Genomic DNA, 24,675 nt, shown 5'->3' on the forward strand with positions numbered 1-24,675 from the left:
GTCAGTTCCCCGCCATGTCCACCAGGATCCCCGTGTTCCACCACTCGTAGAGGTCCTCCAGCTCCGCGTTGTTCGTCACCCTGGTCGACAGCAGCACGCCCGCGACCAGGTTCTGCTGCGTCCACACGAGCTGAGCCGGGTCGCCGAGGAAGCAGGTCAGGAACTCGCCCGGCTTCGGGGCCGACGCGCGGTAGTAGGTGCCCCAGATCTTCGGGTACTTCTCGGGCCGGCACGCGCCCTGCGCGTCGTTGCGTGCGAGACCCTGCGCCTTCACGATGCCCTGGAAGAACGCGTCCATCGCCCCCGCGTCGGCGAACCGGAGGAACCGCGCCCCGGTCGGCTCCGGGAACACCACGTTGCCCGACTTGATGTCCCCGACGTTCGAGCCCCGGCACTCCACCGCCGCGACCGCACCGGCGGGCACGGCCGCGTCGACGCACGAGTATTGCTTGTAGACCGCGGGAAGCGCGGCATACAGCTGCTCGTCGTGCGCCGGCTTCGACTCCGAAGTGGACGGTGGCGGAGTCGTCTTCTCCGTCGACGTCCCGGGCGTCGTCGAGGACGTCGCCGGGTCGACGGTCACCGGGACCAGCGGGCCGCCGGTCTGCGTCTTGTCGTCCTTGGTCACCAGGTACGTGACCAGCAACGCGACCACGACGACCCCGGCGAGCGCGGCGCACAGCGCGACCCACCGGTTCCGCTGGGACTTCGGCGGCCGGGTCCCGGCCGGGGCGAGCTTGCCGGCCGGCCCGGTGAACGGCTGCGGGCCCGCGTAGGGCGCGGCCGGCATCGGCCGCGGCGGGGTCATCGGGGCGGACACCGCGTGCTGCTGCGAGATCGGTCCGGAGAAGGTGGGCCGCGGCGCGGCCAGGGTGGGCCGCGGCGGGGTCACCGGGCCCGGCAGCGTCTTCTGCCACGTCGGGTGCGGGGTCGCCGGCTCGGCGAGCCCGGCCCGAACGGCGTCGGCGAACGCCTGCGCCGTCGGGTACCGGTCGGCGGGGTTCTTCGCCATTCCGCGCGCGACGACGGCGTCCAGCGCCGCGGGCAGGCCCGGCCGCTCCCGCGAAAGCACCGGCGGCGGCGCGGTCAGGTGCGCGCCCATCTGCGCGGCCGCGCCGTCGGCCGGGAACGGGCGATGCCCGGCGAGGCATTCGAAGAACACGCACGCGAGCGCGTAGACGTCGACGAGCCTGGTGATCGGTGCGTCGCCGAAGCGTTCCGGCGCCATGTAGTCGAGCGTGCCGATCACGTTGCCGGTACCGGTGATCGACGTCCCCTCGGCGGTCATCGACCGCGCGATGCCGAAGTCCACGAGGTACACGAAGTCGCTGCTCGTCACGAGCACGTTGGACGGCTTGACGTCGCGGTGCACCAGGCCGTCCTCGTGGGCGGCGTCGAGCGCACCCGCGACCTGCTCGACGATCCCCACCGCCCGTTCGGGCGTCAGCGGCCCGTCCTCGAGCAGCTCCTTCAGGTCCTTGCCCTCGACGAGCCGCATGTCGAGGTACAGCTGCCCGTCGATTTCGCCGTACGCGTGGATCGGGATCACGTGCGGCTCACGCAGCCGCGCGACGATCTGCGACTCGCGCCGGAACCGCGCGCGGAACGCCTCGTCGCCGGCGTTCGGCCCGGACAACAGCTTCAGCGCGACGACGCGGTCGTGCGCCGTGTCGTAGGCGCGGTGAACCTCGCCCATGCCACCGCGGCCGAGCAGGCCTTCGATGCGGTACGGCCCGAACTGCTCCATCGTTCTCCCCAAGCCCCCCGGCTTGTCACCCGTTTTCAGGCCGACGCAAATGCTAAGCGGCAGGTTCCCCGGAACGGCGGCGAAGTCATCCAACTGTTGAGCACGTATCCTGGACTTCGTGAGCACGCTCAGTAACACAAGCAGGTCGGGGGCGACCGCGAAGCGCCTCGCCGCGGGGACGCTGGCGCTCGGCGCCGCGACCCTCGGTTACGCCGTCGGCATCGAACGGCGCCACTGGACCCTGCGCACCGCCCAGCTCCCGGTGCTGGCGCCCGGGTCACGGCCGTTCACCATCCTGCACGTCTCGGACCTGCACATGCTGCCGGGCCACCGCAGCAAGCAGCGCTGGGTCGCCGCGCTCGACGAGCTGAACCCCGACCTGGTCGTCAACACCGGCGACAACCTGTCGCACCAGCAGGCGGTCCCGTCCGTGCTGCGCGCGCTGGGCCCGCTGCTCGACCGCCCAGGCGTGTTCGTCTTCGGCAGCAACGACTACTACGCGCCGAAGCCGAAGAACCCGGCCCGCTACCTGATGCCGCGGGGCAAGAAGAAGCGCATCCACGGCGTCCAGCTGCCGTGGCGCGACCTGCGCGCGGCCTTCGTCGAGCACGGCTGGACCGACCTGACGCACGTCCGCCGCACGATCGACGTCGGCGGGCAGCCGGTGTTCGCGGCCGGCGTCGACGACCCGCACCTGCGCCGCGACCGCTACGCCGACATCGCCGGCCCGGCCGACAGCGGCGCGGCGGTCCGCATCGGCGTGACGCACTCGCCGGAGCCGCGGGTGCTCGACACGTTCGCCACGGACGGTTACGACCTCGTCCTCGCGGGCCACACGCACGGCGGCCAGCTCCGGCTCCCGGGTTACGGCGCACTGGTCACGAACTGTGAGCTGGATCGCACCCGGGCCCGCGGTGCCTCGCGCTGGGGCGCGCACATGTGGCTGCACGTTTCGGCCGGCCTGGGGACGTCGCCCTGGGCGCCGGCCAGGTTCGCATGCCCGCCGGAAGCGAGCTTGTTGACGCTGGTCCCGCGTGGATCGGGGACGGCGAAGCCCCGAAAGCTGGCCCCCCGGAAAGCCCGCGACACCGTCCGCTAGACTTCTCCACGACCCGTTAAGCAGTACCTCGGGGTGTGGCGCAGCTTGGTAGCGTGCCTCGTTCGGGTCGAGGAGGTCGTGGGTTCGAATCCCGCCACCCCGACGAGTAAGAGCCGGTGTCTTCGGACACCGGCTCTTCTGGTTTCAGTGCCCTTTTCAACGGGTCGCGGTCACTTCGACCCAGCATTGGCTGAAGTCTCCGTCACCACCGCGCACCCACGTCAGGGCCGATCGGGCCGCGCTCGCCAGCTGGTCCCGGTCGCGTCCCGGCTCCGCTGCCGCCGCTTCCAAGCGGGACTCCACGTACTTCGCCAGGTCCCGGTAACTCATGTCCGAGCGGTAGCGGGCTCTCGACACGATCTCCGTGAACCCCGCCGCCGCGCACTGCTCGGCTATCACCCGGCCCGCGAACGGGTTGCCGCCCGCTTGCCGGCGCAGCAGGTAATGGCCGCGGAGGGCCGCGTCGACGTTCGCCGTCTTCGGGCGAATCCTGGCCTTGCTCCAGTCCGAAGTGGACAAAGCCAGCCTGCCGCCCGGCTTCAGCACGCGGCGCAGCTCCGCGAGCGCGTCCAAGGGCGCGGCCAGGTGCTCGAACAACGCGTGGGAGAAAGCGACGTCCACGCTCGCGTCGGCGAAGGGCAGGCCGTACGCCGAAGCCGTCACGAAGTCCACTGTGGACCTTCCGGCGCGGCGCGCGGCAGCCCTGGCGAGGGCGACCTGACCGGCGTCGAGGTCGACTCCGGTGACGCGGGACTCCGCCGCCAGCCCGAGGGTGATCGAGCCGGGGCCGCAGCCGAGGTCGACCACCCACATCCCCGGACCGAACAGCGGCTGAGCGAACGTCGCGCGCTGCGCCGCCGTGCGCGCGGACATCATCGAAACCGCGTCTCGCCCGTAGCCCGGCGCGTAACCCTCCAGCACCCCGCACACAGTACGGCCAGAAGGTGGCAGGATCGAGGGGTGAGCACGCAGTCAGCCAAGCAATTCCCGCCCGCGGTGGTCCCGGACCGGCTGTTCGACGACGCCGAAGCCGAAGCCCGCTGGCGCGCCCGCTTCCACGCCCCCCGCATCTCCACGCCCGACTGGGCCCGCGACGCCCCCGACGCCAACCTCTACGTCTCCAATGCCAGCGGTGTCTGGGAGGTCTACGCCTGGAACCGGGCGTCCGGCGAGCACCGCCGCGTCACCGACCGGCCCAACGGCACCCTGCACGCCACGCCGTCCCCCGACGGCGAGTGGATCTGGTGGTTCGACGACACCGACGGCGACGAGTTCGGCTCCTGGGTGCGCGAGCCGTTCGCCGCGACCGAGGGCAGCGAGCCCGAGAAGGCCGTGCCCGACGTCCACGACGGCTATCCGGCCGGCCTCGAGATCGGCGCCAAGCTGGTCGCGGTCGGCGTCTCGACCGACGACGGCAGCGAGCTGTTCGCCCGGATCGGCGGCGAGACGCACCGCTTCTACAGCCACGCGGACGACGCCGGCATCGCGTCGATGTCCCGCGACGAGAGCCTGATCGCGATCTCCCACTCCGAGCACGGCGACTCGCGCCACCCCGCCCTGCGAGTACTCGCCACCGACGGGTTCGCCGCGGTGGCCGAGAAGTGGGACGGCGAAGGCAAGGGCCTCTCCGCGCTCGAGTTCTCCCCGCTGCCGGGCGACCAGCGCCTGCTGGTGCTGCACGAACGCCGGGGCCGCGAGGAGCTGCTCGTCTGGGACGTCCGGGACGACACCGAAACGGAGCTCGAACTCGATCTGCCCGGCGAGGTCGTCGCGGGCTGGTACCCGGACGCGCGCGCCCTGCTCGTCGTCCACTTCCACGAGGGCCGCAGTTCGTTGTACCGCTACGACCTCGACACGACCATGCTGTCCTCTGTAGACACTCCGGCCGGCCGCATCGGCGGCGCCGGGGTCCGTCCGGACGGGACGGTCGAGTACTCGTGGTCCAGCGCCGCCGAGCCGGCCGCGGTCCGGGCGCGAACCGCCGAGGGCACCGACTCGGTGCTGCTCGAGCCGCCGGGCGACCGCGCGCCGGGGTCGGAGCCGGTGACCGACGCGTTCGTCGAAGGCATCGGCGGGCGGATCCACGCGCTGGTCTCGCGGCCTTCGGGCGCGCCGGAGGGTCCGCTGCCCACGGTGTTCTCGCTTCACGGCGGCCCGCACGCCGCGGACGAGGACCGGTTCTCCGCCTACCGCGCGACCTGGCTCGACGCCGGGTTCGCCGTGGTCGAGGTCAACTACCGCGGCTCGACCGGCTACGGCTCGGCCTGGCGCGACGCCATCGAGGGCCGGCCCGGGCTGACCGAGCTGGAGGACGTCGCCTCGGTGCACGACTGGGCCGTCCAAAGTGGACTCAGCGACCCGGCGAAGTGCGTCGTGAACGGCGCTTCGTGGGGCGGTTACCTGTCCCTGCTCGCGCTCGGCACGCAGCCGGCGCGGTGGGCGGCGGGCGTCGCCGGCGTGCCGGTGGCGGACTACGTCGCCGCGTACGAGGACGAGATGGAGCAGCTGCGCTCGTTCGACCGCGCGCTCTTCGGCGGTTCGCCGGAGGACGTCCCCGCGGTGTACGCGGAGTGCTCGCCGATCACGTACGTCGACGCCGTGACGGCTCCGGTGCTCGTGCTGGCCGGCGACAACGACCCGCGCTGCCCGATCCGCCAGATCGAGAACTACTTCGACCGGCTCGGCGGCCGCGAGCTGCACCACGAGTTCTACCGCTACGACGCCGGCCACGGCTCGCTGGTGATCGCGGAGACGATCAAGCAGACGTCGATCGAGGTCAACTTCGCCCAGCGCGTCCTCGGCCTGCGCTGACACTCCGGGGCGGAGCTTTCACGTGAAAGCTCCGCCCCGGGTCAGCGTTCGGAGTGCAGGACGCCGCCGGTGGCCCAGTGGTCGGCGCCGACCTCGACGAGCGTCACCTGGACGCCCTCGGGCTTGCCGCCGCAGGTGCGGATGAACGCGTCGGTCAGCTCCCGGACCAGGGCGCTCTTCTGGGCGGGCGTGCGGCCGGGGAACATGGCAACGCTGATCATCGGCATGACGCGCAGCCTAAAGCCCCCGGTTCACCGACTGCAGCTTGGTGACGGCGGCGGCGTCGCCCTCGAAGTCGAGGTGCACGGCGTCGCGGCCGAAGACGAACAGCAGCAGGTCCAGGGGCTCGCCGACGACCGTGACCGGGTCGGGCCCGGTTTTGACGGCGGCCTCCCGGCCGTCTTTCGTGCGAAGCGTCACGCCGACCGGCGCCTTGCGCAGGTTGAGCTTGGCCGCCTGCCTGGCCGAGCGCCACGCGGCGGCGTCCCGGGTGGCATCGACGGGCCGCGGCTCCCAGCCGGGCTGCGCGCGCCGGACGTCCTCGTGGTGGACCAGGAACTCGGCGGTGTTGGTCAGCTCGTCGAGCGGGCCGATCGCGGTGGGCCAGAACTTCGACGGCCCCCGGCGCACCTGCTCGACCAGCCCGGCCCACGGCTTCGCGGCGTAGCGGTCCTGGACCTTCTGCGTGTACCCGGCGAGGGCGGGCACCATGATCCCGGGCGCGGCGTCCGGCCGGTGCTCACGCACGACGAGGTGCGCGGCGAGATCCCGCGTCGTCCAGCCTTCGCACAACGTGGGCGCGTCGGGCCCGAGGTCTTGGAGGAGCGAGCTCAACGCCTGGCGTTCGTCAGCAGCGACACCCATGTGGTCGACGTTACCCGTCGGTAGACGCCCTGGCGACGGGAAGAGACGCCGGGCACGTGTCGTTGATCCCTACGTGAGCCGACTCTTCAGCCCGATCACCGTCCGCGGCCTGACCCTGCCGAACCGCGCGTGGGTGTCTCCGATGTGCCAGTACTCCGCGACCGACGGCGTCCCGGACGACTGGCACCTCGTCCACCTCGGCCAGTTCGCCACCGGTGGCGCCGGGCTCGTCATGACCGAGGCGACCGCCGTCGCGCCCGAAGGGCGGATCAGCCCCCAGGACACCGGCATCTGGACCGACGAGCAGGCCGAGGCGTGGCGCCGGATCGCCGGGTTCGTGCACCAGCGGGGCACCGCGATCGGCATGCAGCTGGGGCACGCCGGCCGCAAGGGCTCGACGCGGCGGCCGTGGGAAGGCAGCGGCAGCGTCCCCGTCGACGAGGGCGGCTGGCAGAGCGTCGGCGCCGACGCGCAGCCGTTCGGCAAGTACGCCCCGGCGCGGCCGCTCACCACGGACGAGGTCGGCGCCCTTCCCGAGGCGTTCGCCGAGGCGGCCCGACGAGCGATCGGCGCCGGGTTCGACCTGCTCGAACTGCACTTCGCCCACGGCTACCTGGTGCACCAGTTCCTGTCCCCGCTGTCGAACACCCGCACCGACCGCTACGGCGGCGACTTCGAGGGCCGCACCCGGCTCGCCCTCGAAATCGCCGACGCCGTCCGCGCGACGACCGACGTCCCCCTGTTCGCCCGCCTGTCCGCCACGGACTGGACGGACGACGGCTGGACCCTCGACGAGTCCGTCCGGCTCGCGAAGCTGCTGGCCGAACGCGGGATCGACCTGATCGACACTTCGAGCGGCGGCAACACCCCGAACCCGGACATCCCGGTCGGCCCGGGCTATCAGGTGCCGTTCGCCGAGCGGATCCGCACGGAGACCGGCCTCCTGACCGGCGCAGTCGGCATGATCACCAACCCGCAGCAGGCGGAGGACATCATCGCCGACGGCGAAGCGGACGCCGTGTTCCTGGCCCGCGCCCTGCTGCGCGACCCGCACTGGCCGCTCCGGGCGGCGAACACCCTCGGCGCGGACGTGCGGTGGCCGGACCAGTACGCCCGCGCCAAGTCGTGGCACTGACGCGGAGCTCTAGTGGTGGAAGGCGGTCGCCTTCGACGGGTCCTTCGGGCGGCCGCCCTCTTTCTCCAGGTCGGGTAGCAGCCGCGTCAAGTCGGCCAGCAGCAGGTCGGCCAGGTCGTGGGTGAAGCCGTTGCGGACCACGATCCGCAGCACGGCCAGATCCGTCCGGTTCTCCGGGAACGTGTACGCCGGCACCAGCCAGCCGCGCTCGCGCAGCCGTCGTGACACGTCGAAGACGTCGAACCCCGCGTCCGCGCGGGTCGTGAACGCGAACACCGGCAGCTGGTCGCCGCGAGTCAACAGCGAGAACGGCCCCAGCGCCTCGATCCCGGACGACAGGTGCGTCGCGACGTCGCGTGAAGACTGTTGCACCGCCCGGAATCCTTCACGACCGAGCCGCACGAACGTGTAGTACTGCGCCGCGACCTCGGCGCCCGGCCGCGAGAAGTTCAACGCGAACGTCGGCATGTCGCCGCCCAGGTAATTCACGTTGAAGACCAGCTCCGACGGCAGCGCGGCCTGGTCGCGCCAGACCACCCAGCCGACGCCCGGGTACACGAGCCCGTACTTGTGGCCCGACGTGTTGATCGACGCCACGCGCGGCAGCCGGAAGTCCCACTCCAGGTCCGGGTCGAGGAACGGCGCGACCATCGCGCCCGACGCGCCGTCGACGTGCACGGGGATGTCCCAGCCGGTGCGCGACTGCAGCGCGTCCAGCGCCGCGGCGATCTCCGCGACCGGCTCGTAGCTGCCGTCGAACGTCGAGCCCAGGATCGCCACCACGCCGATCGTGTTCTCGTCGCAGCGCGCCACCGCCTCGTCGGCCGAGAGGTGGTACCGGTCGCCGTCCATCGGCACCAGCCGCGGCTCGACCTCCCAGTACTCGCAGAACTTCTCCCAGCACACCTGGACGTTGACGCCCATCACCAGGTTCGGCTTCCCGGGACGCCCGAGCTTGGACCAGCGGCGCTTCAACGCCATCCCGGCGAGCATGCACGCTTCGGACGAACCGGTCGTCGAGCAGCCCATGATGTCGGTGGGATCGGGCGCGTGCCACAGGTCGGCGAGGATGTTCACGCAGCGCCGCTCCAGCTCGGCCGTCTGCGGGTACTCGTCCTTGTCGATCATGTTCTTGTCGACGCACTCGGCCATCAGCTCCCGCGCCTGCGGCTCCATCCACGTCGTGACGAACGTGGCGAGGTTGAGGCGGGCATTGCCGTCGAGCATCAGCTCGTCGCGCACGAGCTGCAGGGCCGCGTCCGGCGGCAGCGGGTCGGCGCGCAACTTGCCGTGCGGCATGACGAACCCCGCCGCCAGCGCCGGGTTCGCTCCGGCGTAGAGCGGGTTCGTCCCGCCGGCACGGTCCGGACGGTCGGCTTTCCCCTGATGCAGCACCATGCCGCCGAACGTACTGCGAATCACGGACTTCAGCAGACGCGAAAGGGGCCGTTCCACCCGGAACGGCCCCTTTGCGCGGAAAAAAGATCAGGCCTGCTGGGCCTGCCACATCCAGTGCGCCTCTTCGAGCGCCCGGGTGATCTCGATCAGCAGGTCCTGCGTCACGAGGTCGCTCTTGTCGGTCTCGTCGATGCGGGCACGCAGCCGCTCGATGAGCGCGGAGAGGATGTCGACGATCGCGGCGACCGTGGACTCCACCGACTGCCAGTTGTCGGGGTACTCGGGCACGCCCGAGCTCTCGACGACGGTCTTCGCCTTGCCGTTCGGCGAGATGCCGATGGCGTTGGCGCGCTCGGCGACCTCGTCGACGTACTGGCGCGCCGTGGCGACGAGCTCGTCGAGCTGCAGGTGCGCGCTGCGGAAGTTCGAGCCGACGACGTTCCAGTGCGCCTGCTTGGCGATGAGGGACAGGTCGACCAGGTCGACCAGCGTCGCCTGGAGCGCGTTGCCGGTGATCTCCTTGTCGGCCTCGGAAAGCGGGCTCTTGATCGGAGACTTGCTCATCTCTGGTGTTCCTTTCCTCGGACTCGTTCGGGCCTGGAAGCGAGGGTCAGACGGTGGCGGAGAGCGCGACCGCGATGTTGCCGCGGGTCGCGTTGGAGTAGGGGCACACCTGGTGGGCCTGCTCGACCAGCTGGTCGGCCTGGGCCTGCTCGAGGCCCGGGAGGGAGACGTTCAGCGCGACGCCGAGACCGAAGCCGGCGTCCTGCTTGAGCACGCTGACCTCCGCGGTCACCGTGGAGTCGTTCAGCGACACCTTGGCCTGGCGGGCGACCAGCTGCAGCGCGCTGTGGAAGCAAGCCGAGTAGCCGGCGGCGAAGAGCTGCTCCGGGTTGGTCTTGTCCCCACCGGGGCCGCCCATCTCCTTCGGGATGGCCAGGGACTCGTCGATGACGCCGTCGGACGAGGTCACCTCGCCGTTGCGGCCGTCGCCGCGTGCCGTCGCCACCGCGGTGTAGATCGCCTGACCCATGCTCAGCCTGCCTTCTGTCGCGGACACTCCCCGTCGAGCGTCTCACTGAGCACAACATCCCGCACCCGCGGAACAGTGCCCCCACATGGCAGGCATCACGTGGATCGATTACCCGGCGGCCGCCGGGGGAAACGTCATGCAGCGCGCGTCACCGCGAACTCGGCGACCTGGCGGCCGATCAGGCGCAGGGTGCGGACGCTCTTCTCGTCGGACGCGCCGCCGCCTTCGTCGAACTTGGTTTCGGCCGAGTTGATCGCGCCACCCAGCGGGGTCGCCCAGCCGCGCAGCGCGTGCGTGATCGTGCGCAGCTGCTCGAGTGTCGTCACCGCGGCCTGCCAGCCGTAGGCGACGGCGGCGAGGCCGACCGCGCGGCCGTCGAGGTAGGGACGCTGGTCGTCGCGCAGGTCTTCGACGTAGTCCAGGGCGTTCTTGACCAGGCCGGACAGCGCGCCGTGGTAGCCCGGCGAGACGACGATGAGCCCGTCCGCCTGCCGCACGGCTTCGATGAGCGTGCCGGCGCGTTCGTGGCGGTCCGGCTCGCCGGCGTCGTAGAACGGCAGCACCAGGTCCGGCCCGGTGAGCATCCGGATCCCGACCCCGACTTCGGCCGCGCCGGCGAGCGCGATCTGCAGGGCGCGTTCGGACTGGGAGCCCTCACGCAGAGAGCCGCCGATCCCGAGCACGTTGATCGTCCTGGCTGAAGTCACGCTTTCCAGGCTAACCCCTCCACTTGAGTGGATATCCAGACTTTGGGACCGAGGGCCGCGTCACAGCTGGACCTGTTACCTACTGGCGAGTAACATCCCGGGCGGCACCGACGCTCAGGAGGCAAAAGATGGCGATCCCGCTCCCGGTCCGCGTCCAGGCCGCGGCATCCCAGCTCGCGTTCTGGCTGCCCGCGCCGCTGCGGCGGGCGGTCGCGGGCCGCCAGGTGCACATCGACGGCCAAGACCTCGCGCTCGACGCCCAGCTCCTGCTCCGGCTGCAGAAGCTTTCGGGTGCGGAACTGGTGCAGGGCTCGGTGGAGCAGTCGCGCGCCCTGCTCGACGTCGGGCGGCACCTGGTCAGCGGCAAGCCGATCGAGCCGGTTTCGGTGCGGGAGATCGCCGTGCCGACTCCCGACGGCGACTTGCCGGCCACGCTCTACACACCGGTCGGGCTGCCCGAGAAGTCCCCGCTGCTGGTGTTCTTCCACGGCGGCGGCTGGGTGATCGGCACGCGCGCGAGCCACGACAACGCCGTCCGCTTCCTGGCCAAGCACGCCGGGGTGCGGGTGCTGTCGATCGAGTACCGGCTCGCGCCGGAGTTCCCGTTCCCGGCGGCCGCGGAGGACGCGCTCGCGGCGTTTGAGTACGCGGTGGCGAAGGCGAGCGACCTCGGCGCCGACCCCGCGCGGATCGCCGTCGGCGGCGACAGCGCGGGCGGCAACCTGGCGGCCGTCACCGCTCAGCAGGCGGTTCTGCGGGGCGGTCCGGTGCCGGCGTTCCAGCTGCTGATCTACCCGGCGACGGACTTCGCTCGGCGCTACCGGTCGCAGGACCTGTTCGCCGAGGATCTGTTCCTGACCGACGTGCACATGAAGTGGTTCGAGGGCCACTACGTGCCGGAAGGCGCGGACCTGACCGACCCGCGGCTCTCCCCGCTGCGCGCGGACGACCTGAGTGGCCTGCCACCGGCACTGGTCGTCACGGCGGGCTTCGACCCGCTGCGCGACGAGGGTGAGGCGTACGCGGAGAAGCTGCGCGAGGCGGGCGTCGAGGTGGCGTTGCGCCGGCACGACGACCTGATCCACGGCTTCATCAACTTCACGGGTGTGGGGACCCGGTTCCGCGAGGCGCTGGCCGAGATGGCGGGCGCACTGCGGCAGGGTCTGTCCAAACGGGACTGAGCGCGCGCCGGCCGGAACGAACCCGGAGCCCGGCGCGGAGGAATGTCCGCGCCGGGCCCTGGGCCCCCTGTTTTCAGTGGTCTTTCAGCGGTCGGGTCAGGGCGTGGGCAGGGGCGGTACCGGCAGCGGCAGCGGCGGCACCGGAAGGCCGCCGAGCAGACCGCCGAGGATGCCGGTCACGGCGGCGAGCAGCGCCTTGACCAGGTCGCTGACGATCTTCAGCGGACCGGGCAGGTCCGGCAGCGAAGGGATCGGCAACGGCAGCGGCGGCAACTGACGAGCCTTGGCCGTCGGGTCGGCCAGGAGCCGGCTGGACTCGTCGGCGCGCCCCTTGGCGAGCCCGGCGAGCTGCTCGGTGTCGGTCTGGACCGTGTAGCGCTTCCCGGCGGCGATGTCCGCCAGCACCGGGCTCAGCTGACCCAGATCGGCCCGCGTGGCACCGACGTTGCCCGCGTAGGCCACCTTGGTCAAGCCGTCACGCATCTGGAGCACCTGGGCGGCGAGGGCCTGGGTGCTGGAGGAACCCTTGCCCCCTTCCGGGCTCGCCGAAGCGATCCCCGCCATTCCGACCGCGAGCAGACTGCCGGCGGCTACCAGGGCGATGGACCGCCCGAACTTGCCTTTCATTTCCTACCTCCTGGCCTCGGGAGACCTGACGGGGTAAATCGATACCCCCCGTATCGGAGATAAGCCACCCGGTCACCGGTTGGTGACGTTTTCTAACCCTTACGTGCCGGATGCGGAGGCGGCGAACTGGCCCGCAATTGATTAACGTCGAAAGCTTGCCCGTCCCCCCGAAGATCATCCTGATCGATTCGCGCCGTTACTGCTGGTAGCGGATGTCCACTGTGGAGCAGTTCGGTCACTCACGCGGGTGTAAACGGTGATCATTTAGCTTCATCACTCCGTCGGACCGCGTGTCGACACTGCTCCAGACGGGGCGTCCCCCACGCTCGCACCGCCACCCACAAGGTTCCCTCCCGACGAGGGCGGAAACGCGAAATCAATTCCCGGAAATGCCACCGATCACAGCGGCAGGCCCGCCTCCAGGTGGACCAGCGCCTGGTCGAGGGCCACCAGGTAATCGGACTCGGGATCGCTCGCCGCCCGCGCGAACGAAGCCAGCAGGACCCCCACCACCGCCCCGGCCCAGTTGCGCGCCTCGAAGTCGTCCGGCGCCCGGCCCGTGCGCCGCGCGGCCACGCCGGCGATCAGGTCGATCCCCTCGGCGAACTGGTCCATGATCGCGCCGCGCAGCTCGGGCTCGCGGAACACGAGCAGCTGCCGCTGGCGCACGTCCTCCATCTCCTCCTCGGACAACTGCCCGAGCACGACGCGCACCGCCCCTCGCAGCGCCGCGATCGGGCCCAGCTCGGCCGGCTGCCCGATCGCGGCTTCGATGAAGACCGGGTCGACGGGGTCGTAGAGGGCCGTCGCTTCCTTCGTCGCGAAGTACCGGAAGAAGGTGCTGGGCGAGATCTCCGCCGCGGCCGCGATCTGGTCGACCGTCGTCGCGCCGTAGCCCTGCTCCCGGAACAGCCGCAACGCGTGCCGCTGGATCGCGGCCCGCGTCTTGGCCTTCTTCCGTTCCCGCAGCCCCATGGGCTCAGATCGCGACGACGTCATGCTCCGATTCTCGCGGTAGCGCCCCCGCCGCCGCCCGCCTGGGCAGGAACAGCACCGCGAGCAGCGCGCCGGCCACGGCGAGCCCGGCGCAGACCCACAACGTCGCCGCCATGCCGTCGGTGAACGCGACCCGTGCGGACTCGGCAAGCGCGGGCAGGCGAAGCTTCGCCGCGACGGCGACCGCGCCCGACGCGCTGCCGCGGACCGCGTCGGCGACCGGGGCGGGCAGGCCGTCGACGGTGACGCCGGCGCGGTAGACGCCGTTGAGCACCGTGCCCAGCACCGCGACGCCGATCGTGCCGCCGACCTGGCGCAGCACCTGGATCAGCGCCGAGCCGGCCCCCGAGCGGCCCTCGGTGAGCGCGCCCATCGCCATCGTCATCAGCGGCGTCAGCGTGCATCCCGTGCCGAGGCCGATGACGAGCTCCCAGCCGACGGTGACGCCGTAACCGTCCGACGGCGACGTCGTCGAACCCCAGGCCAGTCCGGCCGCGAGCAGCACGAACCCGGCCACCACGACCACGCGGACGCCGGCCGCGGCGACCAGCTTCTCGGCGATCTTCGACGACACCAGCATCCCGCCGATCAGCGGCAGCAGCCGTACCCCGGTTTCCAGGGCGTCGGCCCCCTGCACCGCCTGGAACAGCTGCGGCAGCACGAACAGCAGGCCCATCAGCGCGAACGACGCCATCGTGGCGAGCACCGCGCCCCAGACGAACCGCGGCTCGCGCAGCAGCCCGAGGTCGGTCAACGGCGTGGCCGTCCGCGTCTGCAGCCGGCAGAACACCGCGAGCACCGCCGCGCCGAGCGCGAGCAGGCCGTACGTCGCCGGGTCGGCCCAGCCGTGCTCGCCGGCGTAGACGAAGCCGTAGGTCAGCGCCACCAGCCCGGCCGCCGAGAGCACGATGCCCGTGAAGTCGATCGCGCCGCGGCCGGACCCGGGCGTGAGCGGCACCAGGAACAGCACCGCGACCAGGCCGACGACGGTCAGCGGGACGTTGATCAGGAACACCGAGCCCCACGCGAAGTGGTCGAGCAGCCAGCCGCCGAGCAGCGGGCCGAGCGGAATGCCGACGAACGTCGCCATCACCCACGTCGTCAGCGCCTTCGCCCGTTCCTCCGGCGGGAACAGGATGTTGAGCAGCGAGAGCGAAAGCGGGATGAGGAACGCGGCGCCGACGCCGAGCACGACGCGGGCGGCGATCAGCTCACCCGGCGAACTCGCGTAGGCGCACCCCAGCGAGGCCAGCCCGAACAGCGCGAGCGCACCGAGCAGCAGTTTCTTCGGGCCGAACCGGTCGCCCAGCAGGCCCGCCGGCAGCAGCAGCGCGGCCAGCGCCAGCGTGTAGGCGTTGCCGAACCACTGCAGCTGCGTGGTCGTGGCGCCGAGGTCGACGGCGAGCGTCGGCACGGCGACGTTCAGCACGGTCAGGTCGAGTCCGACGGTCAGCAGGCTCACCGCGAGCGCGCCGAGCGCCCACCACCTGCGCGGATAGAGCTGAGTCACAGGAACCCCCATTTGGTAGTCACTACCAAATGAGAGTAGCTCTCATAATCTCCGGGCGCCAGCACGGGGGTGACGGGAAATAAGTTGCACGCGCGTACCACCTTGGGTTCTCATCGAGGGCGTGCCGCTGCAGCCCTACCGCCGGGTCCTCTCCGTCCCCCGCGTTCCCTCGACGATGGCTCTGATGTTCCTGGCGCGGCTGCCGATGACCATGAACGGCGTGCTGATGACGCTGTACATCGTCACCGGGCTCGGCCGCGGCTACGGCGCCGCCGGGCTGGTCGGCGCCGGCGTCACCCTCGGCATGGCGCTCGGCGCGCCCCTGCTCGGCCGGTGCTTCGACCGGTACGGGCTGCGTCCGATCGTCGCCGTCTGCGGGATCGGCACGACGGTGTTCTGGATCGCCGCGCCACACCTGCCGTACGCGGCGCTCGCCGCCGTCGCGATCCCGGCCGGGATGCTTTCGGTGCCGGCGGGCTCGCTCGCGCGGCAGGTCCTGGCCACGCTCGTCCCGGCCGAGGAGCGCCGCGCGGCGTACTCGCTCGACACGATCTCGATCGAGGCGACGTTCATGATCGGCCCCGCGATCGGCATCGCGGCGATCACGACGCTCTCCCCGACCTTCACACTCACCGCGCTCGGCGTGCTGTTCGGCGGCACGGCGTTCCTGATCTGGCTGGTCGATCCGCCCATCCGCGAAACGGCCGAGCCCGGGGTGTCCACGACCCGGCCACCGCTGCGGAGCTGGCTCACCGGCCGGCTCGTGGCGACGCTGCTGATCGCCGCCGGCGCGCTGTTCGTGCTCGTCGGCACCGAGCTCGCGACCCTCGCGGCCCTGCGTGCGAACGGCGACATCGGCGTGACCGGGCTGGTGATCGCGGTGATGTGCGTGGCGTCGATCATCGGCGGCATCGTGCACGGCGCGGTGAAGAAGTCGCTTCCGCAGGGCGTGCTGATGCTGCTGCTCGCGCTGCTGGTGGTGCCGGTCGGGCTCGCGGACCAGCCGTGGTGGCTGCTGATGCTGGTGTTGATCCCGACGAACCTGGTCTGCGCGCCGACACTCGCGGCGACCACCGAGACGGTCAGCCGGATCGCCCCGCCGCAGGTCCGCGGCGAGGCGATGGGGCTGCAGGACGCGTCGACGCGCCTCGGCCTGGCGCTGGGCAGCCCGGTGGTCGGCTTCGCGATCGACCACTCGACCCCGGCGTGGGGCTTCGCCGCGGCGGGCCTGGGTGGCCTGGTCATCGCGGCGGCCGGCTTGCTGTACCGCCGCGCGCCGGAACCCGCGGCGGAGCCGGCCCCCGCGCTGGCCGAAAGTCAGTAGGTCTGCCGCGGCGGTCGTGAGTGAGAAACAGTGTTCTAACCCTGTTCCTCACTCACGACCGGCTAGCTGCAGGCCAGGCGGAGGGCGTCGAGCTTCTTGACGTTGCGCTGCACCCACTGGGCCACGACGCCGGCGTCCTCGATGCGTTCCTTCTGCACCTCGACGTACGAGCCGGCCATGCCCAGCAGCGCGTTCTTGACGTCCTGGTCCTGGACGTTCCCCGCCAGCTCCCGCAGCCGCTTTTCCTTGTCCGCGGCGCGGGCCTTGAGCTTGTCCGGGTCGACCAGCGGATTCAGGTCCGCGAGCCCGAGCGCCTCGGTGCACGCGCTCACCTTGTCCGCGGTCTTCGACCCCTGGTCGACCGCATCGCCGACCTGGTCGCACCCGCTCAGCAGCAGTGCGGCCCCGGCCAGCAGCGCGGCCGTCTTTCCACCCCTCGTCATGGCGCCAAGGTACCGCTCAGCCCTTGACGCAGACCACCTGCTTGAGGTGCGCCACGACCTCGACCAGGTCCGTCTGGGCACGGATCACCGAATCGATGTCCTTGTACGCCGCCGGGATCTCGTCGACGACGCCCGAGTCCTTGCGGCACTCGACGCCGGCCGTCTGCGCCGCGAGGTCGTCGGCGGTGAACAGCTTCTTGGCCTTGGTACGGGACATCCGGCGGCCGGCACCGTGCGACGCCGACTGGAACGACGACTCGTTCCCGAGGCCGCGGACGATGTACGAACCGGTCCCCATGCTGCCCGGGATGATCCCGAGGTCACCCGATCCGGCACGGATCGCGCCCTTGCGGGTGACGAGCAGCTCGACACCGTCGTACGTCTCCTCGGAGACGTAGTTGTGGTGGCAGGAGATCGCGTCGTCGAACGTCGTGCCGGGCACGACCTCCGCCAGCGCCAGCTTCACGAGCGCGACCATCGTGGCGCGGTTGCGCGCCGCGTAGTCCTGCGCCCAGAACAGGTCACGCCGGTAGGCCGCCATTTCCGGCGTGCCGGCGACGAACACCGCGAGGTCCCGGTCGGGCAGGTCGGCGTTGTGCGGCAGCTTGCGCGCGACGGCCATGTGCCGTTCCGCCAGCTCCTTGCCGATGTTGCGCGAGCCCGAGTGCAGCATCAGCCAGACCTGGCCGGTGCCCTCTTCGAGGCAGACCTCGATGAAGTGGTTCCCGCCGCCGAGGCTCCCGATCTGGCGCGCGGCCCGGTCGTGCAGCTCCTGGACGCCGGTGTGTAGCTCGCCGAAGCCCTTCCAGAACGTGTCCCAGCCACCGACGCCGTGCACCTTCGCGGGGTTCACGGGCGTCTTGTGCAGCCCGAAGCCCACGGGAACGGCGCTTTCGATGCGCCGGCGCAGCTTGCCGAGGTCGTCGGGCAGGTCGCTCGCGGTGAGCGACGTCCGCACGGCGCTCATGCCGCACCCGATGTCCACGCCGACCGCGGCGGGCGAAACGGCGTCGCGCATGGCGATGACGCTGCCGACGGTCGCGCCCTTGCCGTAGTGCACGTCGGGCATCACGGCGACGCCGTGCACCCACGGCAGGTTCGCGACGTTCTGCAGCTGCCGCATGGCCTGGTCTTCGACCGACGCGGGGTCCGCCCACATCCGGATCGGGACGCGGGCCCCTTCGACAGCGGTGTACATGATTTCCTCCCCTGGAAGTGCTTGCGGGGTAAGGATCCCTCGCGGGAGCGGATCGGACAAGACGTTTTCCGATCGTCCACTGTGGATGCACCGTCGGTCACGCCAGTAGTCCGCCGGTCAGTTCGATCAGGTCCAGCGCCGCCGCACGCACTCCGCCGCCGACATCGGCAGCCGGGTCGTAAGCCGCGAACGTCGCGCTCACCACCGGCAGCCGCGCACTCACCGCCTCGACGATGCGCCTCACCTCGGCCGCGTCCGGGCCGCCGGGCACCGCGTACTCGTTGGCCGCGCCGACCAGCCGCGAGTCGTGCACGTCGAGGTCCACGTGCAGGTGCACCCGCCGCACCCGGCGCGGAAACCCGGCCGCCGCCACGTCGGCCGCCCGGGCCGGCAGCAGCCGGATCCGCGACCCGTCGAGCACGGCCCGCTCCGCCGCATCGAGATCGCGGGCCCCCACCAGCAGGACCTGTTCGTCGGGTACGGGACGGAACCCGGCGAGCGTCGGGCAGCGCCCCGTGAGCATCGCGAGCGCCATTCCGTCGACGAAGCCCGAGGTCGTCGTCTCGGGTGTGTTCAGGTCGCCGTGCGCGTCGAGCCAGACGACCGCCAAGTCGTCCGGCGCGGCCAGCCCCTCGACCACGCCCACCGACGCGCCGCAGTTGCCGGCCAGCACGATCGGGGCCGCACCCTCGGAAACCGCGCACCGGACCTGCTCGGCGACCGCCCGCTGGACCTCTTCGTAAGCACCTTCCGGCCCCACCGTGACCACCTCGGCCCTCAGCCTGCGGGCCACGCCGTGCCGCACGAGGTCGGCGGGCCCGGCGCCCATCCGCCAGTCGCGGCGGCCGGAGTCGAACGGTGCGAGGATCAGCCGTGTCACGCCCATGGACCCGAGCATGGCACCTCGAAGGAGAACCAGGTCAGAGCTGCTGTGCGATCAGCTCCGCGATCTGCACGGCGTTGAGCGCCGCGCCCTTGCGCAGGTTGTCGTTCGCGATGAACAGCGCCAGGCCGCGGCCACCCTCGACGCCCTGGTCGGCGCGGATGCGGCCGACGTAGCTCGGGTCGTTGCCCGCCGCCTGCAGCGGGGTCGGGACCTCCGACAGCTCGACGCCCGGCGCGTGGGCCAGCAGCTCCGTCGCCCGCTCGACCGTCAGCGGCTGCGAGAACTCCGCGTTCACCGAGATCGAGTGCCCCGAGAACACCGGCACCCGCACGCACGTGCAGGACACGCCGAGACCCGGGATGCTCAGGATCTTGCGGCTCTCGTTGCGGAACTTCTTCTCTTCGTCCGTCTCGAGCTCACCGTCGTCCACAATGGACCCCGCCATCGGCAGGACGTTGAACGCGATCGGGCGCACGTACTTGTTCGGTGCGGGGAAGTCGATCGCCGCGCCGTCGTGCGTCAGCAGCGACGCGTGTTCCGCGGCCGCCTTCACCTGACCGGCCAGCTCATCGACGCCGGCCAGCCCGCTGCCGGACACCGCCTGGTACGTCGACGCGACCAGCCGGACCAGCCCGGCTTCGTCGTGCAGCGGCTTCAGCACCGGCATCGCGGCCATGGTGGTGCAGTTGGGGTTCGCGATGATCCCCTTGCGCGCCTCCTTGATGGCTTGCGGGTTGACCTCGCTGACGACCAGCGGCACGTCCGGGTCCATCCGGAACGCCGAAGAGTTGTCGATCACCGTCACGCCCGCCTCGGCGAACCGCGGCGCCTGCGCCTTCGACGTCGACCCGCCCGCGGAGAACAGCGCGATGTCCAAACCGGACGGATCGGCCGTCGACGCGTCTTCGATCGTGATCTCGCTGTCGCGCCACGGCAGCTTCGAACCCGCCGAGCGCGCCGAAGCGAAGTACCTCAGCTCGGCGATCGGGAACTCCCGCTCCGCCAGCAGCTTGCGCATCACCGCGCCGACCTGGCCGGTCGCGCCGACCACCCCGACCCGCAACCCTTCCGCCATCAGCGACCACTCCCCGCGTAGACCACGGCTTCCTCGTCCCCGCCGAGCTCGAACGCGTCGTGGATCGCGCGCACGGCGTCGTCCAGCTGAGCGTCGCGGATCAGCACCGAGATCCGGATTTCCGAGGTGTTGATGATTTCGATGTTGACGCCGGCGTTGGCCAGCGCTTCGCAGAACGTCGCCGTGACACCCGGGTGCGAGCGCATCCCGGCGCCGACCAGCGAGACCTTGCCGACGTGGTCGTCGTAGAGCACCGACTCGAAGCTGATCTCCGCCTTGACCTTCTCCAGCTCCTTGACCGCCTTGGCGCCGTTGGCCTTCGACAGCGTGAACGTGATGTCGGTGCGGCCGGAGACGGTGCTGGACACGTTCTGCAGCACCATGTCGATGTCGATCTCGGCGTCGGCGATCACGCGGAAGATCCGCGCCGCGGCACCGGCGTGGTCCGGCACCCCGGTGACCGTGATCTTCGCTTCGGAGCGGTCGTGCGCCACACCGGTGATCAGGGCTTGTTCCACGGGGATCTCCTCGATAGAACCGGTCACCGTGGTGCCCGGCTTGTCACTGTAGGAAGAACGGACGCGGATCGGCACGCCGTAGCGGCGGGCGTACTCGACCGAACGCAGGTGGAGGATCTTCGAGCCGCTCGCGGCGAGCTCGAGCATCTCCTCGTAGGGGATGACGTCGAGTTTCTTCGCGTCCGGGACGATCCGCGGGTCGGCGGAGTACACACCGTCCACATCGGAATAGATCTCGCAGACGTCGGCGTTCAGCGCGGCGGCCAGCGCGACGGCGGTGGTGTCCGAGCCGCCGCGGCCCAGCGTGGTGATGTCCTTGGTGTCCTGCGCGACGCCCTGGAAGCCCGCCACCAGCGCGACGTAACCCTGCTCGAGGGCTTCGGTGACGCGGCTCGGGGTGACGTCGATGATGCGCGCGTTCCCGTGGACGGACGTCGTCACGACCCCGGCCTGCGATCCGGTGAACGACCACGCCTCCGCGCCCTGGGCCGAGATGGCCATCGCGACCAGCGAGTTCGAGATGCGCTCACCCGCCGTGAGCAGCATGTCCATCTCCCGCTCCGGCGGCGCGGGGTTGACCTGCTGCGCCAGGTCGAGCAGCTCGTCGGTGGTGTCACCCATCGCCGAGCAGACCACGACGACGTCGTTGCCGGCCTTCTTGGTGGCGACGATCCGCTCGGCGACGCGCTTGATCCGGTCGGCACTTTCCAGCGACGATCCGCCGTACTTCTGGACCACGAGGGCCACGCCCGAACCTCCTAGACGGGCCGGGTCTGCTCCCTGGTGGGCACCGAGGAGCCCCCGCGTCCCATATTTGAAGTGGAGCCTACCGGGGCTCAAGCGGCCCGCCACCCTCTTGACGTGGGGCGGGTGCCGCGGGTGGGTGGTGCGGAAGTAAATCTTCCGTAACACCAACGGAATGCGCGGAGCCCTTCCTCCCGAGTGATGCAGCGCACTAGGTAGGTACCGTGTCGATCGTGCGAAAGCCAGCTGTGACGAGCGTCCCGATCGCTTCCCTGATGGCCGAGCGGTGGAGCCCGCGAGCCTTGGACGCGTCTTCAGTCGTGTCTCCCGACCAGGTGAGAGCGCTCCTGGAGGCGGCCCGCTGGGCCCCGTCGTTCGGCAACACGCAGCCGGCCCGCTACCTGGTGGGCCTTCGCGGCACGCCGTCGTTCGACGCGATCCTGGCGACGTTGAACTCGGGCAACCGGGCGTGGGCGCACCGGGCGAGCCTGCTGCTGATCGGCGTGATGGTGACGACGAACGAGAAGGGGTCGGTGCCGTACGCCGAGTACGGGTTGGGGCTGGCTTCGGAGAACCTCGTGCTGCAGGCAGTGGAGCTGGGGCTCGTCGCGCATCAGATGGCGGGGTTTTCGGCTCCCGACGTCAGCGCTTCTTTCGGCTTGCCTTCCGACGCCGTCCCGAAGGTGGCCATCGCTGTCGGCTCTGTGGCTTCGGCGGAGGTGCTGGAGGAGGACTGGCGGGTGGAGCGCGAGAAGGCGGAGCGGAAGCGGGTGCCGCTGGCGGAGTTCGCGTTCACCGACCAGTGGGGCACGCCGGCCCTCTAGCCGGCGAGTCACGGACTCAATCACGCGAGTTACGGCCTTGATCACGCGGGATACGAGTTCCGTCCCGAAATCTCTGACGCGTGAACCGCGCCGATCGCCGGGGTCGGCGCGTTCTAAGCGGCGAAAGTCAGGAAGCGCCGCCCACGCGGCGGATGATCTTCGCCAGGATCCCCGACACCACGAGCCAGAAGATCGCCGCGATGCCGTAGTTCACCAGCACCCGCAGCTTCGCGTCACTCGGCGTGAACAGGTCGCTGAACCCCAGCGCCAGGCTGTCCGCCCAGGACTTCACGAACGAGACGATGCCGTTGTCCGGGTTGGCCGAGCCGACCGTGAAGATCACGTGGATCACCAGCAGCGCGGCGAAGATCAGTCCCACCCAGCGGACGATCGACGCCACGATGGAGGCGACCCGGCCTCCCGTGGCGCGCCAGTCGACCGGAGCCCGGCGGGAGACCTTCGTCTCCTCCTCCGAGGACGACGACGTCGAAGACGACTCCGCGTGCTCACCCATGCCCGCAGTTTCGCACGGCGATCGTCCCGTCGCTACCCACAGGTAACCCTCATCAGGAGAACGGCCCGGCTTCCCCCTCACCGCGTTCCGTGGTTATGGTGGGGACGTGGCGCGTGCTCTCCTGCTTCGCTGCCGCGACGGGGCCTGACCGGACCGGCTCCCCGTCGCGGGGCTTCGTGGTGCCGGTCGCACCCGTCGATCTGGAGACACCCCCAATCCCATGAGCAAGATCCGCAAGCCTTCGCGTCCCGCGCCCGCTGACCAGCCCGCTTGGAACACCCAGCGCGGCACGTCCATGCCGGTCCACCGCTATCGCCCCTGGTACGACCTCGTCGAGAACATCGACCTGCCCGACCGCACCTGGCCCACCAAGCGCATCGACCGCGCGCCGCTGTGGTGCGCCGTCGACCTGCGGGACGGCAACCAGGCCCTGATCGACCCGATGTCGCCCGCGCGCAAGCGGAAGTTCTTCGACCTGCTCGTACGCATGGGCTACAAGGAGATCGAGGTCGGCTTCCCGGCCGCGTCGCAAACCGACTTCGACTTCGTCCGCGAGATCATCGAAGAGCACGCCATCCCGGACGACGTCAGCATCCAGGTGCTGACCCAGTGCCGTCCCGAGCTGATCGAGCGGACCTTCAAGTCGCTCGAAGGCGCGCCGCGGGCGATCGTCCACATCTACAACTCGACGTCGATCCTGCAGCGCCGCGTGGTCTTCCGCGAGGAGCGCGAGGGCATCAAGAAGATCGCCACGCAGGCCGCGGAAATGGTCGTCGAGCTGGCCGCGAAGCAGCCGGACACCGACTTCCGCTTCCAGTACTCGCCGGAGTCCTACACCGGCACCGAGCTGTCGTACGCGCTCGAGGTCTGCAACGCCGTCACCGAGATCTGGAAGCCGACGCCGGAGAAGCCGGTGATCCTGAACCTGCCGGCGACCGTCGAGATGGCGACGCCGAACGTCTACGCCGACTCGATCGAGTGGATGAGCCGCAACCTGGAGCGCCGCGACTCGGTGATCCTGTCGCTGCACCCGCACAACGACCGCGGCACCGGCATCGCCGCCGCCGAGCTGGGCTACCAGGCCGGCGCCGACCGGATCGAAGGCTGCCTGTTCGGCAACGGCGAGCGCACCGGCAACGTCGACCTGGTCGCGCTGGGCATGAACCTCTACAGCCAGGGCATCGACCCGCAGATCGACTTCTCCGACATGGACGAGATCAAGCGGACCGTCGAGTACTGCAACCAGCTGCCGGTGCCCGAGCGCTCGCCGTGGGGTGGCGACCTGGTGTTCACCGCCTTCTCGGGCAGCCACCAGGACGCGATCAACAAGGGCCTCGACGCGCTGAAGGACGCCGCCGACAAGCAGGGCGTCCCGATCGACGAGTACCCGTGGGAGGTCCCGTACCTGCCGATCGACCCGAAGGACGTCGGCCGCACGTACGAGGCCGTCATCCGCGTGAACTCGCAGTCCGGCAAGGGCGGCGTCGCCTACATCATGAAGGCCGAGCACCAGCTCGACCTGCCGCGGCGCCTGCAGATCGAGTTTTCGAAGGTCATCCAGCGCTACACCGACACCGAGGGCGGCGAGGTCGACCCGACCACGATGTACAACGCCTTCTCGGCCGAGTACCTGGAGCTGAAGACGCCGCTGGAGCTGGTCCGCCAGCACGTCCAGGACAACGGGGACGGCGAGTACGACATCACCGCGACCGTCCGCGTCGAGGGTGACGAGCACGAGGTCACCGGGCGCGGCAACGGCCCGATCGCGGCGTTCTTCGACGCGCTGTCGACCGTCGGCTTCGACCTGCGTCTCCTGGACTACTCCGAGCACACGCTCTCGCCGGGCGACGACGCGCGCGCCGCGTCGTACATCGAGTGCGCGATCTCGGACCGGGTGTTCTGGGGCATCGGCATCGACCCGTCGATCGTCACGGCGTCGCTGCGCGCGGTCGTCTCGGCCGTGAACCGCGCCAACCGCTGAACCTGTGGGCCGCCTGTCGGGTTCCTGTGAGTACTCCTTGATCAGGAGTTTTCCGGGCCC

Annotated in this window: 24 protein-coding genes and 1 tRNA gene; 8 read left to right on the plus strand and 17 right to left on the minus strand. The window is 70.7% G+C overall.

What is annotated here, in order from left to right; translation table 11 throughout:
* Nucleotide 1: 1 nt before the first annotated feature.
* Entirely contained in the window at nucleotides 2-1,747 is a 1,746-nt protein-coding gene (locus tag AB0M59_RS07095) for a protein kinase (protein WP_364610049.1), read from the minus strand.
* Nucleotides 1,748-1,865: 118 nt separating this feature from the next.
* On the opposite strand from AB0M59_RS07095, the gene AB0M59_RS07100 reads away from it, so the two are divergent.
* On the plus strand, nucleotides 1,866-2,846 hold the full coding sequence (locus tag AB0M59_RS07100) for a metallophosphoesterase (protein WP_364610052.1): 981 nt from the start codon (nucleotides 1,866-1,868) through the stop codon (nucleotides 2,844-2,846).
* Between the two features lie 29 nt (nucleotides 2,847-2,875).
* A tRNA-Pro gene (locus AB0M59_RS07105) sits at nucleotides 2,876-2,949 on the plus strand.
* Nucleotides 2,950-3,002: 53 nt separating this feature from the next.
* On the opposite strand, the gene AB0M59_RS07110 is transcribed toward AB0M59_RS07105, so the two are convergent.
* Entirely contained in the window at nucleotides 3,003-3,767 is a 765-nt protein-coding gene (locus AB0M59_RS07110; RefSeq protein ID WP_364610055.1) for a methyltransferase domain-containing protein, read from the minus strand.
* Between the two features lie 39 nt (nucleotides 3,768-3,806).
* Here AB0M59_RS07110 and AB0M59_RS07115 point away from each other — a divergent pair, with 39 nt between their 5' ends.
* The gene (locus tag AB0M59_RS07115) at nucleotides 3,807-5,657 is read left to right on the plus strand and encodes a prolyl oligopeptidase family serine peptidase (protein ID WP_364610058.1); all 1,851 of its coding nucleotides are present in this window, start codon (nucleotides 3,807-3,809) and stop codon (nucleotides 5,655-5,657) included.
* A gap of 41 nt (nucleotides 5,658-5,698) precedes the next feature.
* Here the strand turns inward: AB0M59_RS07115 and AB0M59_RS07120 are convergent, their stop codons facing one another.
* Together AB0M59_RS07120 and AB0M59_RS07125 are read right to left on the minus strand one after the other, a co-directional pair.
* Nucleotides 5,699-5,884, minus strand: a complete 186-nt coding sequence (locus AB0M59_RS07120) for a tautomerase family protein (RefSeq protein ID WP_013230573.1) — start codon at nucleotides 5,882-5,884, stop codon at nucleotides 5,699-5,701.
* A 10-nt stretch (nucleotides 5,885-5,894) separates the two neighbouring features.
* Nucleotides 5,895-6,521 (minus strand): TIGR03085 family metal-binding protein, encoded by a 627-nt coding sequence (locus tag AB0M59_RS07125; protein WP_364610061.1) that lies wholly within the window; start codon nucleotides 6,519-6,521, stop codon nucleotides 5,895-5,897.
* 73 nt (nucleotides 6,522-6,594) lie between these two features.
* On the opposite strand from AB0M59_RS07125, the gene AB0M59_RS07130 reads away from it, so the two are divergent.
* Complete coding sequence (locus tag AB0M59_RS07130) at nucleotides 6,595-7,656, plus strand: NADH:flavin oxidoreductase/NADH oxidase (RefSeq protein WP_364610064.1); 1,062 nt, start codon at nucleotides 6,595-6,597, stop codon at nucleotides 7,654-7,656.
* Between the two features lie 9 nt (nucleotides 7,657-7,665).
* On the opposite strand, the gene AB0M59_RS07135 is transcribed toward AB0M59_RS07130, so the two are convergent.
* The 4 genes from AB0M59_RS07135 to AB0M59_RS07150 form a co-directional block, all read right to left on the minus strand.
* Nucleotides 7,666-9,054, minus strand: coding sequence for a glutamate decarboxylase (locus tag AB0M59_RS07135; RefSeq protein ID WP_364610067.1), 1,389 nt, complete (start codon nucleotides 9,052-9,054; stop codon nucleotides 7,666-7,668).
* 87 nt (nucleotides 9,055-9,141) lie between these two features.
* Nucleotides 9,142-9,618 carry a DNA starvation/stationary phase protection protein gene (locus tag AB0M59_RS07140; protein ID WP_155547858.1) on the minus strand — a complete coding sequence of 159 codons (477 nt, stop codon included), beginning with the start codon at nucleotides 9,616-9,618 and terminating at the stop codon, nucleotides 9,142-9,144.
* 46 nt (nucleotides 9,619-9,664) lie between these two features.
* Nucleotides 9,665-10,087 carry an organic hydroperoxide resistance protein gene (locus AB0M59_RS07145; protein ID WP_364610070.1) on the minus strand — a complete coding sequence of 141 codons (423 nt, stop codon included), beginning with the start codon at nucleotides 10,085-10,087 and terminating at the stop codon, nucleotides 9,665-9,667.
* Between the two features lie 134 nt (nucleotides 10,088-10,221).
* Entirely contained in the window at nucleotides 10,222-10,794 is a 573-nt protein-coding gene (locus AB0M59_RS07150; protein ID WP_364610073.1) for an NADPH-dependent FMN reductase, read from the minus strand.
* A gap of 128 nt (nucleotides 10,795-10,922) precedes the next feature.
* Between AB0M59_RS07150 and AB0M59_RS07155 the strand changes: the two genes are divergently transcribed.
* Nucleotides 10,923-11,975, plus strand: coding sequence for an alpha/beta hydrolase (locus AB0M59_RS07155; protein WP_364610076.1), 1,053 nt, complete (start codon nucleotides 10,923-10,925; stop codon nucleotides 11,973-11,975).
* Between the two features lie 96 nt (nucleotides 11,976-12,071).
* Here AB0M59_RS07155 and AB0M59_RS07160 read toward each other — a convergent pair whose 3' ends face one another.
* From AB0M59_RS07160 to AB0M59_RS07170, 3 genes are all read right to left on the minus strand, one after another.
* Nucleotides 12,072-12,602 (minus strand): hypothetical protein, encoded by a 531-nt coding sequence (locus tag AB0M59_RS07160; RefSeq protein ID WP_364610079.1) that lies wholly within the window; start codon nucleotides 12,600-12,602, stop codon nucleotides 12,072-12,074.
* 399 nt (nucleotides 12,603-13,001) lie between these two features.
* Complete coding sequence (locus tag AB0M59_RS07165; RefSeq protein ID WP_364610082.1) at nucleotides 13,002-13,601, minus strand: TetR family transcriptional regulator; 600 nt, start codon at nucleotides 13,599-13,601, stop codon at nucleotides 13,002-13,004.
* Entirely contained in the window at nucleotides 13,582-15,108 is a 1,527-nt protein-coding gene (locus AB0M59_RS07170; protein ID WP_364610085.1) for a DHA2 family efflux MFS transporter permease subunit, read from the minus strand. The genes AB0M59_RS07165 and AB0M59_RS07170 overlap by 20 nt, the downstream gene beginning before the upstream one ends.
* Nucleotides 15,109-15,292: 184 nt before the next feature.
* Here AB0M59_RS07170 and AB0M59_RS07175 point away from each other — a divergent pair, with 184 nt between their 5' ends.
* Nucleotides 15,293-16,432 (plus strand): MFS transporter, encoded by a 1,140-nt coding sequence (locus tag AB0M59_RS07175; protein WP_364610710.1) that lies wholly within the window; start codon nucleotides 15,293-15,295, stop codon nucleotides 16,430-16,432.
* A 62-nt stretch (nucleotides 16,433-16,494) separates the two neighbouring features.
* Here the strand turns inward: AB0M59_RS07175 and AB0M59_RS07180 are convergent, their stop codons facing one another.
* The 5 genes from AB0M59_RS07180 to AB0M59_RS07200 form a co-directional block, all read right to left on the minus strand.
* Complete coding sequence (locus AB0M59_RS07180) at nucleotides 16,495-16,875, minus strand: hypothetical protein (protein WP_364610088.1); 381 nt, start codon at nucleotides 16,873-16,875, stop codon at nucleotides 16,495-16,497.
* A gap of 16 nt (nucleotides 16,876-16,891) precedes the next feature.
* Complete coding sequence (locus tag AB0M59_RS07185) at nucleotides 16,892-18,073, minus strand: RtcB family protein (protein ID WP_364610091.1); 1,182 nt, start codon at nucleotides 18,071-18,073, stop codon at nucleotides 16,892-16,894.
* Between the two features lie 97 nt (nucleotides 18,074-18,170).
* On the minus strand, nucleotides 18,171-18,959 hold the full coding sequence (locus tag AB0M59_RS07190) for an arginase family protein (protein ID WP_364610094.1): 789 nt from the start codon (nucleotides 18,957-18,959) through the stop codon (nucleotides 18,171-18,173).
* Between the two features lie 34 nt (nucleotides 18,960-18,993).
* Nucleotides 18,994-20,034, minus strand: a complete 1,041-nt coding sequence (locus tag AB0M59_RS07195) for an aspartate-semialdehyde dehydrogenase (RefSeq protein ID WP_364610097.1) — start codon at nucleotides 20,032-20,034, stop codon at nucleotides 18,994-18,996.
* Nucleotides 20,034-21,299, minus strand: a complete 1,266-nt coding sequence (locus tag AB0M59_RS07200; protein ID WP_364610099.1) for an aspartate kinase — start codon at nucleotides 21,297-21,299, stop codon at nucleotides 20,034-20,036. Before AB0M59_RS07200 ends, AB0M59_RS07195 begins: the two co-directional genes overlap by 1 nt.
* Before the next feature lie 230 nt (nucleotides 21,300-21,529).
* Between AB0M59_RS07200 and AB0M59_RS07205 the strand changes: the two genes are divergently transcribed.
* Nucleotides 21,530-22,120 (plus strand): nitroreductase family protein, encoded by a 591-nt coding sequence (locus AB0M59_RS07205; RefSeq protein ID WP_364610102.1) that lies wholly within the window; start codon nucleotides 21,530-21,532, stop codon nucleotides 22,118-22,120.
* 127 nt (nucleotides 22,121-22,247) lie between these two features.
* Here the strand turns inward: AB0M59_RS07205 and AB0M59_RS07210 are convergent, their stop codons facing one another.
* Entirely contained in the window at nucleotides 22,248-22,634 is a 387-nt protein-coding gene (locus AB0M59_RS07210) for a hypothetical protein (protein WP_364610105.1), read from the minus strand.
* A 220-nt stretch (nucleotides 22,635-22,854) separates the two neighbouring features.
* Between AB0M59_RS07210 and leuA the strand changes: the two genes are divergently transcribed.
* Nucleotides 22,855-24,615: a 2-isopropylmalate synthase gene (gene leuA, locus AB0M59_RS07215; protein ID WP_364610108.1), complete on the plus strand. Its 1,761-nt coding sequence runs from the start codon at nucleotides 22,855-22,857 to the stop codon at nucleotides 24,613-24,615.
* Nucleotides 24,616-24,675 lie beyond the last annotated feature (60 nt).

Origin of the sequence: Amycolatopsis sp. NPDC051371, from assembly GCF_040682155.1 — a bacterium.
In the GTDB taxonomy this organism is placed as follows: Bacteria; Actinomycetota; Actinomycetes; order Mycobacteriales; family Pseudonocardiaceae; genus Amycolatopsis.